The sequence below is a fragment of the Streptomyces ureilyticus genome (genome assembly GCF_011045025.1).
GTDB classification, from domain to species: domain Bacteria; phylum Actinomycetota; class Actinomycetes; order Streptomycetales; family Streptomycetaceae; genus Streptomyces; species Streptomyces ureilyticus.
In genome coordinates, this window is record NZ_JAAKZX010000025.1 from 16,924 (window position 1) to 30,571 (window position 13,648).

Genomic DNA, 13,648 nt, shown 5'->3' on the forward strand with positions numbered 1-13,648 from the left:
CATAAGACGCCCGGGCACGCAGGACTGTTCCGAGGGAACGAGCAATCAAGAGAATTTGCACATATGTAGTGTGAACCTCCGCCTCCGCCTCCGCTTCGGCCTCCGCATCAGACCGGGCAATCCCGCAAGCAGAGTCACGTCACCCCCAGCAAGGCGCCTCGTCGCGCACGTGGACGGTGACGCGTGCGCCGTTCACGGTGGTGGTGCCGCACTCGTGGAAGTAGCGGTCGAGGGTCCGGCGTTTCGCGCGTCCCCCGCGGCTCATGTCCAGTGGCTCGCCCTGGCCTCGTGCACCACGATGATCCGGCGGAAGGACCGTATGCGGTCGGGGATGTCGCGCGTGGGGAGTTCGGTGCCCGCCAGGTTGTCGGCGGAGACGGGGTCCTGCGCCAGCGCGAGGTCGGTCAGGTTCCGGGTGTCCTGGGGGCGGGTCTGGGTCCACACCCGGCGGCGTTCGGGAACGTACAGCAGTCCGTCGCCGGGCTCTGCCGCCTCGCGTACGGCGCGGCCGATGGCGATGACGTCGTCGCGGCGGCTCTCCGGGGTGCGCAGGTGGATGCTCACCGGGACCAGGGCAGCCAGCACCGCCGTCAGTGCCAGCCAGGCGGGCCACGTCGGTGATGGCAGGGTCCGGGCCCGGGCGAGCCCGGCGCCCAGCAGCAGGGCGAACCCGATCGTGCTGTACAGGACGTACCGGTCGACGAACAGCGGCTTGACCGGGGAGAACAGGAGCAGCAGCAGGCCGGGCAGGAGGAGGATCGGCAGCGCGAGGGCGGGCAGCGGGACCGGCCCGCGTCCGCCCCGGACAAGGTGCCGGGCGCACCACACGCCCACCAGGGCCATGGCGGCCAGGCCGAGCAACTGCGTCGGGTCGGGAAAGCCGATCCACGCCACCTGCCCCGACTGGCAGGCACTGAGCACCACGAGCGGCAGCGTCCCGGCCACCACGCACCCCGCGGCCCCGGCCCACCTCCGGATCACCCGGCGCTCGACGCCGGACAGGATCAGGGTGACGCCGTGGGCGGGCAGGACCAGGACCGCGAACTCATGGAGCAGGCAGGCGGTCAGCATCACCACCCCATAACCGGCCCACCACCACCGCCGGGTGCGGCGGGAGACGGCCGCGAGCAGCAGGACCGTAGACCAGGTGGCCAGGGCGCAGACCATGGCGTACGAGCGCCCCTCCTGCTCGTACAGCTGCACCTGGGGGATCAGCGCGAAGACCAGCCCGGCCAGCAGCCCGGCCCGCGGTCCGGCCAGGCGGAGCCCCAGCACAGCGACGCCCGCTGCCGCGAGGGCCATCGCCGGCACGGATGGCAGCCGCAGGGTGAGCAGTCCGTCGCCGAACAAGGCGAACAGCCCGTGCATGAGGCTGTAGTACAGGGCGTGCACCAGGTCTATGTGCAGTGCGGTGCGCCAGATGTCCGCCAGGCTGCGCTGCGCGAGTTCGTACGTGACGGCCTCGTCGCCCCACATGCTGTTCTGCCGGCGTATGCCCCACAGGCCCAGGGCGAGCGTCAGCGCCATCGCCGACAGGACTGCCGTCAGCCCCCGGCGGACCGCGGACCAGCGGAGTGCGGAGGAAGGACGGGCGGAGTGCAGGCGTCGGCGCACCTGCGGCTGTGCGGTGGTGATCGCGGCCTCCGGGAAGGGAAAGCCGGCACACTGCTGGCCGGCCGGGCTCGGGGACGGCGGCCGGCACTTGTGCCGTCCGCCCTCCCCGACCCTTTCGCCCGAGGGGTGAGGACCGCCTCGGGCGAATGGACACTTCTCCCTGGCCCGGGACGCGTCCGCATCGTCCGATCGGCCACTTCTGGAGCCGGAACCGTGGACACCCGGCCGGAGGGGCACCGCGACCGCAGAAGTGTGTGCCCGAGCGGGCGGCGCCAGAACAGTGGCCTGTTGGCCGGGGCGTGTGCGGCAGCCCGAAGGGCGGAGGAACCGGCGAAGACGTCGGCCCGGCGTGCCGGTTCTTGCGGGCCAGGGGCAACCGCACGAACGACCCACGTGCGACCCACGGGAGTCCTCCGGATTCGCTCCTGGCACACTGTCGCCTCTGGACACATCGGCGCGGCGATGAGACAGGGGGACGGGTGCCTTCGCAGGACGTGCAGCAGCGGCCGGACGTGGCCGTCGTCGTGGCTGCGCGCGCCGGGGACCGGCAGGCGTCGGAACAGCTGATACGGGACAGCCTGCCGCTGGTTTACAACATCGTCGGGCGAGCGCTGGACGGACACAGCGACGTCGACGACGTGGTCCAGGAGACGATGCTGCGCGTCCTGGACGGGTTGCCCGGCTTGGAACAACCGGACCGTTTCCGCTCGTGGCTGGTCGCGATCGCCATACGGCAGGTCCGCGACCGGTGGCGCAGCCGGCAGAGCCGGCCGGTCGCGGCACCACTGGAGGAGACCGTCCATGAGGCGGATCCGCAGGCCGACTTCGCCGATCTGGCGATCCTCCGGCTGACGCTGTCGGGCCAGCGTCGCGAAGTGGTGGAGGCGACCCGCTGGCTGGAGGACGAGGAACGCGAGGTGCTCGCGCTGTGGTGGATGGAGGCCGCCGGTGAACTGACCCGCGGCGAACTGGCGGCGGCCTGCGGCCTCACCCCCCAGCATGCCGCGGTGCGCGTCCAACGGGTCAAGGAACGGCTGGAGACCGCCCGCGCCGTGGTACGGGCCGTGGCCGCCGCGCCACGCTGCCCGGAACTGGCCGCCGTGCTCACCTCGTGGGACGGCCGGCCGGCCGCACTGTGGCGCAAGCGGCTGGCCCGCCACGTCCGCGACTGCCCGCAGTGCTCGTCCCGTGGCTCCGACCTGATACCGGCGCAGAGACTGCTGAGCGGCTTCGCACTGGTGCCCGTACCGATCGGCCTGACGGGGCTGGTGCTGACAAAGGCGCTAACGGCGGGCTCGAGCGGGGCGACAGCGGGTGCGGGCGCGGGCGCGCAGGCGGCGGGCGGTGCCGGGCGGGTGGCGCGCCATCTCGGCCGGCTGGCCGCCAAGCCGGTGGCTGCGGTGACCGCGGGTGCGGTGGTGGTCACGGCCGCCGCAGTGGCCTGGTACGCCGGCACGCGATCGGACGAGCCGGCCCCGCGACCCGCCGCAGCGGCCCCGCAGTCCCCTCCTGCCCGGTCGGCCCCGAGCGCGTCCGCCTCTCCTACGCTGTCGGCCTCGCCCACCCCGACCCCATCGGCCACGGCGCGGTTGTCGGGGCGCCATGCCCTGCGGTCGGTCGACGTCCCCGGCCACTACGTCAGCCAGGCCGCCGCCCGCTTCGGTGTCCTGACTCCGGTCGGCTCCACCAGCTCCACAGCCGCCCGACAGGACGCCACTTTCAGGTTCGTCCCCGGTCTCGCAGACTCGGACTGCTACTCACTCAGGGACGCCAAGGGCCGATACCTGCGGCACTACGCCTTCCGCATCAAGGTGGACACCAGCGACGGATCCGCCCTCTTCCAGAAGGACGCCACCTTCTGCCCCCGCTCCGGTACCGCCACCGGGTCACTCTCCCTGGAGTCGTACAACTACCCAGGCCGCTACCTCCGCCACCGGGAAAACCTCCAACTCTGGATCGACCCCTCCGAGAACACCGCCGCATACCGAGCCAGCCGCTCCTTCCTCGTGGTCGGTCCCCGGGGCTGACACGCACAGCGACCGGTACTGCGTACGGCCGGGCAGGCGGCACCGGCTGCCCGGCCGCAGGCAGTGGTGCCGCTCGGGCCCGGTCGGCCGACTACTGCGTGCCGTCGCGCCGTATCCGGTCGCGGCGGCGCAGGAACAGCAGTCCGCCGGCGATCGCCGTGACACCCGCCGCAGCGGTCCAGCCGACTATGTCGTCGGACCCGGTCGCGGCGAGATCGCCGTCCGCCGCCGGGGAGGCGGAAGTGGACGGCGTCCCACCCTGAGGGGACGCTCCGGAGCCTGAGCCGGCCCCCTCGCCCGCCCCGCCGGAGGCAGCCGCAGCCGACCCGGGCGAAGCCGCCGTATCCGCCGCCCTGTCCCGCGTGAACGCCAGTGTGCCGAAGCCCAGTTGGTCGAATCCTCCGCTGTTCCCTCCGTAGTCCCCGCCCCCGCCCTCGGGCGCGACCTTGGCGGCGGCCTGGGTGAGGTACGTGGCGGACAACCCCCGCCGCTTGGTGTAGTGGTTGGCGATCATGGCCCAGACCGGCCGCGTCATGGCCGGGTCGGCGGGGGCGACCCTTGCGGTGGTCTCGGGCACCGACCGGCGGATCATCGGGCCCCTCTCGCGGGTGCTGGGCGTGTACGGCACATCACCCCCCAGGCTCCACTTGGCCACGTACTGAGCGCCCTTGAGGAAGCGGTTGTCGTCGTAGCCGTACAGGTCGATGCCCTGGTTCCAGGCCATCTCGCAGACGGTGGCCATCAGCCCGACGCCCATCAGCGAGTGCGCCTGGTCGCGCCCGGCCTCATGCCACTCGGCGAGCCCGTCATCGTGCACGACCGGGATGGCGTTCTTGACCGCGGCCAGACCATCGCCGTTCTTGAAGTACTCGACGGCCTGCTCGAACCTGGCCCGGTCGTCGCAGAAGATGCCGGTGGCCATCACGCAGGCGAGGTTGCAGAGGTCCCAGTTGGCCCAGTAGTGCTTGGGGTAGGTGCCGTTGTGGTCGACGATGAATGCCTGACTCACCTTGCAGAAGACGTCGAGCATCGTCTTCTGGAATCTCTCGAGTTCGAAGTCGTCGTGGTCGCGAACGAGTTCAGCGGCGTTGGCGGCCTGATAGCCGTAAATTCCGGCAGCCAGGAACCGGTCGGCGTCGCCGTCGATTTTCGTCAGCTTCGCCGACCAGGCGTTGAGGATCGCCACGGCGGTGTCGGCGTGCGCGGTGTCGCCGCTGACGTGGTAGCGCAGGGCGTTCTGGTAGGCGGCGTGGATGTCGTTGTAGAGGATCGTGTAGTTCTGGGGGCTGGGGCTGTTCAGCCCCCGGTACACGATGGTCTGGGGGTTGGCCCCCCAGCTGCTCTGCGCATGCCGGTTGGCGGTCAGCTTGGCGAAGCCGGCCGTGTACGGTTCGGCGCCCGCCTTCACCTTGGCGGCCATACGGTCCAGGTCGGCGCGGGTGTGCAGCAGGCCCGGGTGGGCGAAGGCGGCGCCCGCCGCGCCGGCGGGAGTCGGGGCGAGGGTCGCACCGATGGCGACGGCCCCGACTGCCGTGCCCGTGGCTTTCAGCACGCTCCGGCGGCTGATGGGGGGTGTCACGTTCACGTGCGCATTCCTTGTCGTCGCGGTTGGGGGGACGCACAGGAGACGTGAGAGAGCGACGGCCGATAACAGAAACTCGACGCCCGTTACGCGCCGGCAGGCAATAAGAGCCGGCAGGCCGTGAGAAGCCGTACGAGCCGGGGCGCGCCCGGGCGGCCTGGTCTTCACCGCCTCCGGCGCCGCCCTGCGCTCGCCCTGTGGGGGCCCTGTTCACCAAGCGGGACGCCTGAGAGGACGAGAGCAGCACTGTGTCCTGGGGCCGGTCGCACATCCGGAGCGGGCGGGGCACGCTGGAATCAGCCACTCACGCTGCACACGGGCCCGCCCGTGCGGGGACGAGCCCATACGCCGGTGCAAGGGAACAGAGGGAACAGGACGAGGTGACCACGGATGCGCCACGGGGTCGTGTCACCACTGCGCCTGGTTCGGCGGGGCCGCGTCCCGTCCGGAGAGGAGCGGAGCGGCGGGCACGACGGGCCTGGCGGGCATGACCGGCCTGGCGCGCCCGTGGAACCCGCAGAACCTGTGGAACCTGCAGAACCCGCGGAGCCCGCAGCACCCGTGCCACCCGTAGAGCCCGTGCGCAGCCGCGGGCACCGCAGGCGCGAACTGGGCCGCTTCGTCCACGTCAGGAGTACGCGCGTCTGGCAGCGCGGCAGGGAAGTGGAGCTGATGCACCGGGCCATGGGCTTCGCGGCCCTGGGACTGGTGACGATCGCCCCGCTGCTGATCGTGGTCGCGGCGGCCGCCCCTATCCAGGAGCGCGGCTTCTCCACGTGGGTCGTGGACGGCATGGGACTGTCCGGGCGTTCCTCCGACGCCGTACAGGAGCTCTTCTCCGCACCCGGCAAGGTCCTCAGCACGATCAGCGTCCTGAGCGTGGTGCTGCTCGCGCTCTTCGGCGTGCCGTTCGCGGGCAGCGTCCAGACCGGTTACGAGAAGGTGTGGGGCCTGGCGGCCGGACGCTGGCACACCGTATGGAGACGCGTGGCGTGGCTCGTCGCGCTGACGGCCTACCTCTTCGCCGTAGCGCACAGCGAGACCATCCTGGGGTCGGGAGCCCTGGGCACATGGGCCCGCATCGGACTGTCCTCGCTGCTGGGCGCGCTCTTCTTCTGGTGGGGCCAGCGCTTCCTGCTGGGCGGACGCGTCTCCTGGCGCGCCCTCCTGCCGGGCGCCATCGCCACGATGGCGGGCCTGGGCGGCCTACGGGTGTTCTCCTCCCTGGTCTTCTCCCCACTCATCGTGAGCAACGCGGTCTCGTACGGCGCGGTCGGTACCGTCCTGATAGTGACGTCCTGGCTGGTAGGCGTCGGCTTCGTCGTCTTCGGCGGCGCCCTGGTCGGCCGCTACTGGTACCTCCACGAACCGCACCACATTCCGCACCCGCACCCGCACCCGCGCTCCCGCAAGCGGTGAAGCGCACGCCGATGCCTCAGCACCGACTGATCTCCGAACGATCCACGGGTCAGCGCCCTGATGATCGAGATCAGTAACAGGGACGCGGAGACGGCCGTACCTGCTGCCGCTACACCCCCGCTCCCACCAGGAACTCGCTCGGTTCCCCCCACCACGACACGTACAACCCGTCCCTGGCGCGCGTACAGGCCACGAACACCAGGCACCGCTCCGCCGCCAGGTCCGCCTCGTGCTGCAGCCGGTCCACCTCCACGGGTGTCACCGCCTTGGGGAACGGCAGCACCTCGTCGCGCAACCCCACCACCGCGACGCACCGGTACTCCAGCCCCTTGAACGCGTGCATCGTGCCCACACTCACCTTGTCCGCGCGCCCCGTGGACGCGCCCTTCAACCGGGCCCCCGGAACGCCCGCCGCCTTCAGCCGCTCCACCACCCGCTCGCACGTCCTGTTGAGGCGTGCGCACACGCCGATCTCGCCGGGTGCAACCCCGCCGTCGAGCCAGCCGCGCACCCGCGCGACCAGGGCGTCGAGTTCGGCATCCTCCGCGGTCGCGCCGTACGTTTCCGGCCTGCTGCCGTGCAGGGTCGAGCGGTAGCCGAGGAGGGTGTCGTTGCGGGAGTCGTCGGCGAGTTCCGCGAAGGGGCGGCCGATGAGGAGCCCGGTGGCCCAGCTGAGGATCTCGTGCGTCGAGCGGTAGTTCTTGCGCATCTTCGTCGAGCGGCCCGTGACTTTGATCCCGACCGCCTTCAGCGACACCTTCGAGTCATAGATGCGCTGGTGCGGGTCGCCCGCGATGAACAGGTCGTCCGGGCGTTCCGGGACCGCGGCCCGCAGCAGGCGCCACTGCGCCGGGTGGAGGTCCTGCGCCTCGTCGACCACCACGTGCCGGTAGCGCGGCCCCTCCGCCTCCAACAGGTCGGCGGCCTCCGCACAAGTGTCGAGGTAGGTGCGCAGGCCGTCGGCGGCCAGGCGTGCCGTGAACTCCCGCACGGTGTCCCACACCACGCGGCGCCGCGCCACCGGCAGCGCGCTGCGCGCGAGAAAGCCGTCATCTCCGAGCTTCGATATCGCTGCCGCCGAGCCTGACGCGGTCACGCGCTACCTCGCACAATGGCGAAGACCTGACGCGTGAGTTGTGGCCTGAACCGCCGTGTGTCCCCCATGCGAAGAGGGCTGTGCACCCCCTCGCGTTCGCCGAAGCGCGGGACTGCGTCATCGTCTCCACCTCCACGCTGGAACTCGGCATCGACTGGTGCTCGGGACGGCCGGGTGGAGCCGCCCGCCCCGCCTCTGCGGGACGGGCGGCTCGGGCAGGGCTCAGTAGAGCTTGTTGACAGCCGTCACCGTGGTCGCCTTGAAGTCCGCGACCTGCGCATGTTCGAAGGTGCCTATCTGGGCCCACCGGACGTAGGTCACGGTCCTGCCGTCCCGGCCCACCGAGAACAGGCTGACGTCGGAGGAGCCCCAGTCGGAGACGGTGTGCAGGCCGTGGACGGTCGCGCCCTCCTCGACGTCGATTTTGCCGTAGTTCTTCTCGGTCGCCGTGAGGTCGGGAGTCTCCTCCATGAGCCGCTCGGCACAGTCGGCGATCTTCTGGCGCAGCAGGGCGGCGAACGCCTTGGCCCGCTGCTCACTGCGCTCCACCACGGTGACCTGGAACGCGTTGGTGTCGTACTCGGTCCAGTACTCACGGTGGCTGGAGATGGACGGCAGCGCCTCCCCGACGCAGACCGGCGGGTGCTCGGGCTGCCCGGCGACGACCGGACCGGCGTACCAGGGCGACTTCGGGTGCGGCGGCAGCTCACCCGGTTCCAGGAACCGGGGAGAGCCCGCAGCCATCGCCGGGGCGGCAGCCAGGGTGAGTGCGGCCCCGGTGGCCAGCGCGGTCAGTGCGAGCCGGGTACCGCGGATGCGGACGTTCATGATTCCCCCATGCGTTGTGTGTCGAGACGACCGGATGCGGAAGGAGGGGACGCGCTCGTGCGGCCCGCCAAGAACCTTCCGGTCATGACGTCTCGTAAGACTCATCAAGGTGCTCTTCCGTTGCCCTGCGCTCTTGCTGCATATATGCAACGAATGTCACCGGACGGCAACGGAGCATCGCGTTCTCCCGTGCCCCGGAGGAGTTGGGCTCGCTGCAGACCCGGATCGACGCTGGAGACCTGAGCAGTACACGTCGTTCGCGTTCACCGCGCACCTCCTCGACGCCGGTATCGATGCCTCGATCGGCACCAGGACTTCAGCGCGACCGCAGCCCCAAGTAGTTACTCAGCGCTACACACCACCTGGCGGTAGCTGTACGAGAACAGGGCCGTCGCGGTGGCGGCGGCCGCCGTCTGTCTTTTCCTGTGCTTCCTGTGCGGCTTCAGCCGCTCGGCCACCGCGGGACGGTGTGCGGCCGGAAGCATGTGATGGTCCGCGCCTCGAGGTGGAAAGGGAGCCCGGGCGTGTCACCGGGGCACCGGGTCACGGGGTCACCGGGTCCGGTGAGACGGTGCGACCGCGTCTCGGCGAAAAAAACGATTGAGTTGGCAACCTTTCCGCTCTGAGTGGCCACTCAGGGGTGTACCGACGAGGGCGAGCCGTGGTCAGCGGCGCTACGCCCTCTGTGTCAACACCCGATCGGAGCCCCACGTGTCACCAGACGACCCGAGATCCGCATGGCAGCCGATGCCTTGGGGTCGCACGCCCCGCCGTAGCCGGATGCGCCGGCGCTTTGTCGCGGGGGCGGTGGCGGTGCTCGCCGCCTCGGCCGGTGTCGGCGCCCTGGCGCCCAGCGCGGGCGCAGCGCCGACCGTCGACATCAGTGTGGATGCCGGTACCTCCCTGGGCACGGTGCCCAGCAGTGGTGTCGGCCTCAACACGGGCTACGGCGACGAGCACATGGGGACCGCCAAGGTGACATCGCTGATGAAGGCCGCGGGCGTTCGGCAGCTGCGCTATCCCGGCGGCTCCGGCGCGGACGACTACCACTGGAAGACCCACACCTACGGCGACGGCAGCGGCTGGATCCCCTCCAACACCAACTTCGACCGCTTCATGGCCACCGCGAAGAAGGTCGGCGCCCAGCCGATCCTGACCGCGAACTACGGTTCCGGCACCCCCCAGGAGGCCGCCGACTGGGTCAAGTACGCCAACGTCGACAAGGGTTACGGCGTGAAGTACTGGGAGATCGGCAACGAGGTCTACGGCAACGGGCACTACGGCGACGGCAAGGGCTGGGAAACCGACAACCACGCCGACAAGAGCCCGAAGGAGTACGGGAAGAACCTCGTCGCCTACTCGAAGGCGATGAAGGCCGTGGATCCGAAGGTGAAGATCGGAGCGGTGCTCACCACCCCCGGCTTCTGGCCGGATGCGGAGAAGGCTCCCGGTGACACCGCCGACTGGAACAACACGGTCCTCTCCATCGCGGGACGCTCGATCGACTTCGTCATCGTCCACTGGTATCCGGGCGGCACCACCACTGCCGACCTGCTGAACACCCCCTCCCGGATCGCCGGTGTCAGGTCCTCGCTGCGCTCGCTGATCGCCAAGTACACGGGCTCGCGCGCCGCTTCGGTGGAGATCGCGGTCACCGAGAACGGCGCCGTCGGCTCGCCCGCCCAGACCAGCCAGGCCGCAGCCCTGTTCGCGCCGGACACCTACATGACCTGGTTCGAGCAAGGCGCCACCCACGTGGACTGGTGGAACCTGCACAACGGCACGGACCAAGCACCCACCACCGTCCACGGCCAGACCGACTACCAGGACGGGGGTGTGCTCTCCGCTGGAACCTGCGCCGGGGGGAAGTGCCAACCGCCGCGCGACACGCCCTTCCCCACCTACTGGGGCATCCGCTCGCTGACCGCACTGGCGAAGCCTGGCGACACCATGGTCAAGTCGTCCTCGCGCAACTCGTCGGTCGCCGTGCACGCGGTGCGGAGCAGCAAGGGCGGTCTGAACGTCATGCTGATCAACAAGAGCCCGAAGGACGCGGCGCCGGTGTCGCTCTCGTACGCCGGATTCACCCCGGCCGCAGGGGCGGTCACGACCGTTTCGTATGCCAAGGGAGACACTGCCCTGACGACGGCGAAGCGGGGCACGGCGGTCGCACAGACGCTGCCGCCGTACTCGATCACGACTCTTCAGCTGAAGCCCGCGCCGGGGACCGCTGGCGCTGACAAGCCGACGCCCGCCCCCACGCCGACCGCCCCCACGCCGGTTGTCTCCGCCCCCGGCACGACCGGCACCCGTGCGCAGGGGGAGATCGGCGCACGCGTCGGCCAGCCGACCCCGAACAGCACGTCCGGCGACCTGGCTTCCACCGGGGCGAACAACGCTGTTGTCACGTACAGCGCCCTCGGTGGCCTGCTGGTCATCGCTGCCGGCGGCGCGCTGGTGCTTCGCGGACGTCGCCGCAGGGGTTTGCACGGGAAGTGAGACCGCGTGAGTGACTGACGGCCCGGCAACAACGCCACCCACCCGTGGCGTGCGCGCCGGGCCGTCGGCCTCCGCGCCGGCGTCGGCGGTCAGGAAACAAACACGGCCCGGGTCGTTGACCTGGACCTGGCCTACCTCGGCACAGGTCCCGACCCGTGGGGCGGCCCACGGGCCGCGTTCCGGGCCACCGTGGAACTGCCGCGCGAGGACTTCGCGATGAACTACAACCAGGTCGTCCAGGTCGTCCAGGCCGTCCAGGCCGGCATCGGCACCACGCTCCGCGTCGGGATCGACCTCCAGGCCGTCCACGGCCCGAGCGAGTTCTGGGCCAGGGGCCTGGGCGACTAGCAGAATCGGCCGAGAGGGTCCTCCTCCCCTCCGGCGCCAAGCTGCTGGCCAAGCCCATGATCATTCTCAGCGCCAACGGCTGTACCGATGTCCCAAGCCCGTACAAGGGCGGCCGCGCCCCAAGTACAGCCCTCGCACGCTGGCGAGCCCAATGAAGCTCATTTTGCGGAAGTCGGCGAGATTTCTTACGCGGAGGGAGGCGGGGCTGGCGGCGTGGTTCCGGCGGTGGGCTCGGCTGGAGAGGCTGGCGGTCAGCTTGTGTACGTATGAGTGCAGGCTGGTGCCCGGGCTGTTGCAGTCGGAGGAGTACGCGCGGGCGGTGTTCGAGGGCACGATTCCGGTGGTCTCGGACGAGCGGCTGGAGGCTCTGCTCGCGGTGAGGACGGAGCGGCAGAGGATGCTGTACGAGCGGCCGACCGTCCCCTTCAGCTTCATCGTCGAGGAGCATGTCTTTCGGCGTCGGTACGGGGACGCGGAGCAGATGCGGGGCACGTTGGACCACGTACTTGAGCACAGTGCTCCGCGCAACGTGACGCTTCAAATCGTGCCGCTGGAAGGTGGGTTGCACTCGTGTCTGGATGGCCCCGTGCGGCTCGCCGAGACGGCGGAAGGGCGGCGGTTCGCGTACTGCGAGGGACAGCAGAACGGGCGCTTGATCGCTGACGTGAAAGAGGTGAGCCTCCTCCAGCAGCGCTATGACACACTGCGCTCGCAGGCCCTCAACCCCAAAGACTCCCGGGGCCTGTTGGAGCGACTGCGGGGAGAGCTATGAGCACGTCGGAACTTGCCTGGTTCAAGTCCAGTTACAGCGGGAGCCAGGGTGACGACTGCGTAGAGGTCGCCGTCACCGAACAGGCCATCCACGTACGGGACTCCAAGGACGCGGCGCGGCCTCACTTCGCCGTCGGGCGTGAGGGGTGGGCGCAGTTCGTGGGGTTCGTGGGATCTGTCTCGACGGCCTGAAACGGGTCGCCTGCCCGTCTGTTGACCCTCGACCTTGTGTAGGGCTCAGAGTTCCGGGTGTGGAGAGCGAGATGCGCAGCATTGGTGAGATGGCCCGGGACAGTGGACTGGGCGTGAGCGCCCTGCGGTTTTACGACCGTGCCGGTGTGCTTGTGCCCGCCTGGGTGGATCCGGTGAGTGGCTATCGCTGGTATGGCCCCGAGCAGCTTGAAGAGGCTCGGTTGCTGGCTCGGTTGCGGCGGGCGGGTATGCCGTTGGCGGACGTCAGGCTGGTGCTGGCCGGCTGGTCCAGTGCGGACACCGACCTGGTGCGCAAGCTCCTTCAGACGCATCTGCGGCGTCTTGAGCAGGGGCTGTCCGATGCCCGCGGTGAGTTCTCCACGCTCCGAGCACTACTCGACCACAGGGAGAACAACCCTATGACTTCGCTCCGCACCGCCACCGTCAAGCTGTCCGTCTCCGCGCTTGAGCTGGCCGCCGCGTTGGACGCCGTTCGTTTCGCCGTCAGTACCGACCCGGAGTTGCCGATGCTCGGTGGTGTCCTCTTCGACATCGAGGGCGAGGCACTCGACGTCGTGGCCACCGACCGGTACCGGATGGCCGTGGCGCGGGCGGATACCGCCGGGCACGGCGGTACCCGTGTGCAGGTCATCGTTCCTGCCCCGCTCGCCGATGCGATGCGAGCGCTGCTGAGTGACGAGGAGCCCGTCCAACTCGCCGTGGACGGTGACCGCGTGACGCTGGAGACCGAGGACGGGGGCCGTCAGGCGGCCGGGCAGTGCCTTGATCACGACTTTCCTGACTACCGTCGCCTCGTTCACGTGCCGGCTGGGCGCCGCGCCCTTGTCGATGTGCCGGCTTTCCAGGAGGCGGTACGGACCGGTCCCGTCCGGGCGAGCGAGGTGCGCAAGCCGGATGACGTGTCATGCGAACTGAGCGTGCTCAAGGTGACCGACGACGGCACGGTGACCATCTGCGAAGACGGTGACGACGGCCAGGACCAGGTCGCCGTCAACCGCGAGTTCCTGCTGGACGCGCTCGCCGCCGGAGCCAGGGACCAACTGGTCCTGGAGTTCGGCGCTCCCACAGCGCCCTTGGCGATCCGCCGTCCCGACACCCGGGACACGTTCTCGATGCTGATGCCGGTCCGCCTGGAGGACTGACCGAGAGGCCGTTCGGTGGTGCTGATCGTGGACCGGCCTCGGATCTCAGGGGTGGCCTGGCCGCGCAGGCACTGAGGCCGGTACGCGCCCAGTCGTCACCAGCGCTTCA

The 13,648-nt window shown here is 70.1% G+C and carries 9 protein-coding genes and 3 pseudogenes; 7 read left to right on the plus strand and 5 right to left on the minus strand.

All coding sequences use genetic code 11. From position 1 onward, the window contains the following. Positions 1–139 precede the first annotated feature (139 nt). Positions 140–265, minus strand: coding sequence for a hypothetical protein (locus G6048_RS50880; RefSeq protein ID WP_268978720.1), 126 nt, complete (start codon positions 263–265; stop codon positions 140–142). Continuing rightward, the gene (locus tag G6048_RS10910; protein WP_328825737.1) at positions 262–1,614 is read right to left on the minus strand and encodes a glycosyltransferase family 39 protein; all 1,353 of its coding nucleotides are present in this window, start codon (positions 1,612–1,614) and stop codon (positions 262–264) included. Before G6048_RS10910 ends, G6048_RS50880 begins: the two co-directional genes overlap by 4 nt. A gap of 479 nt (positions 1,615–2,093) precedes the next feature. Between G6048_RS10910 and G6048_RS10915 the strand changes: the two genes are divergently transcribed. Continuing rightward, positions 2,094–3,641, plus strand: coding sequence for a sigma-70 family RNA polymerase sigma factor (locus tag G6048_RS10915; RefSeq protein ID WP_165339289.1), 1,548 nt, complete (start codon positions 2,094–2,096; stop codon positions 3,639–3,641). A gap of 91 nt (positions 3,642–3,732) precedes the next feature. Here G6048_RS10915 and G6048_RS10920 read toward each other — a convergent pair whose 3' ends face one another. Continuing rightward, positions 3,733–5,220: an alginate lyase family protein gene (locus tag G6048_RS10920; protein WP_328825741.1), complete on the minus strand. Its 1,488-nt coding sequence runs from the start codon at positions 5,218–5,220 to the stop codon at positions 3,733–3,735. Between the two features lie 582 nt (positions 5,221–5,802). Between G6048_RS10920 and G6048_RS10925 the strand changes: the two genes are divergently transcribed. Continuing rightward, positions 5,803–6,642, plus strand: coding sequence for a ribonuclease BN (locus tag G6048_RS10925; protein WP_408056127.1), 840 nt, complete (start codon positions 5,803–5,805; stop codon positions 6,640–6,642). A gap of 109 nt (positions 6,643–6,751) precedes the next feature. On the opposite strand, the pseudogene G6048_RS10930 reads toward G6048_RS10925, so the two are convergent. Both G6048_RS10930 and G6048_RS10935 read right to left on the minus strand, forming a co-directional pair. Then, positions 6,752–7,675 (minus strand): annotated as a pseudogene (locus G6048_RS10930) (3'-5' exonuclease); the annotation flags it as partial. 285 nt (positions 7,676–7,960) lie between these two features. Further along, positions 7,961–8,566: a hypothetical protein gene (locus G6048_RS10935; protein WP_165339291.1), complete on the minus strand. Its 606-nt coding sequence runs from the start codon at positions 8,564–8,566 to the stop codon at positions 7,961–7,963. A 780-nt stretch (positions 8,567–9,346) separates the two neighbouring features. Between G6048_RS10935 and G6048_RS10940 the strand changes: the two genes are divergently transcribed. The 5 genes and pseudogenes from G6048_RS10940 to G6048_RS10960 all read left to right on the plus strand — a co-directional run bounded on the left by G6048_RS10940 (position 9,347) and on the right by G6048_RS10960 (position 13,539). Beyond that, positions 9,347–11,065, plus strand: coding sequence for a cellulose-binding protein (locus G6048_RS10940; RefSeq protein ID WP_206341452.1), 1,719 nt, complete (start codon positions 9,347–9,349; stop codon positions 11,063–11,065). Positions 11,066–11,173: 108 nt separating this feature from the next. Next, a pseudogene (locus G6048_RS10945) lies at positions 11,174–11,413 on the plus strand (hypothetical protein); the annotation flags it as partial. 163 nt (positions 11,414–11,576) lie between these two features. Further along, positions 11,577–12,185, plus strand: a pseudogene (locus G6048_RS10950) (DUF5753 domain-containing protein); the annotation flags it as partial. After that, positions 12,182–12,376 carry a DUF397 domain-containing protein gene (locus tag G6048_RS10955; protein ID WP_165339292.1) on the plus strand — a complete coding sequence of 65 codons (195 nt, stop codon included), beginning with the start codon at positions 12,182–12,184 and terminating at the stop codon, positions 12,374–12,376. The pseudogene G6048_RS10950 and the gene G6048_RS10955, both read left to right, overlap by 4 nt. 71 nt (positions 12,377–12,447) lie before the next feature. Beyond that, a complete protein-coding gene (locus tag G6048_RS10960; protein WP_165339293.1) occupies positions 12,448–13,539 on the plus strand; it encodes a DNA polymerase III subunit beta family protein in 1,092 nt (363 codons plus the stop codon). Positions 13,540–13,648: the final 109 nt, after the last annotated feature.

Excerpts from the sequence above, each read along its gene's own strand:
- G6048_RS50880 (WP_268978720.1), bottom strand. The coding sequence starts at position 265 with ATGAGCCGCGGGGGACGCGCGAAACGCCGGACCCTCGACCGCTACTTC.
- G6048_RS10935 (WP_165339291.1), bottom strand. The coding sequence starts at position 8,566 with ATGAACGTCCGCATCCGCGGTACCCGGCTCGCACTGACCGCGCTGGCC.
- G6048_RS10940 (WP_206341452.1), top strand. The coding sequence starts at position 9,347 with ATGCGCCGGCGCTTTGTCGCGGGGGCGGTGGCGGTGCTCGCCGCCTCG.
- G6048_RS10955 (WP_165339292.1), top strand. The coding sequence starts at position 12,182 with ATGAGCACGTCGGAACTTGCCTGGTTCAAGTCCAGTTACAGCGGGAGC.
- G6048_RS10960 (WP_165339293.1), top strand. The coding sequence starts at position 12,448 with ATGCGCAGCATTGGTGAGATGGCCCGGGACAGTGGACTGGGCGTGAGC.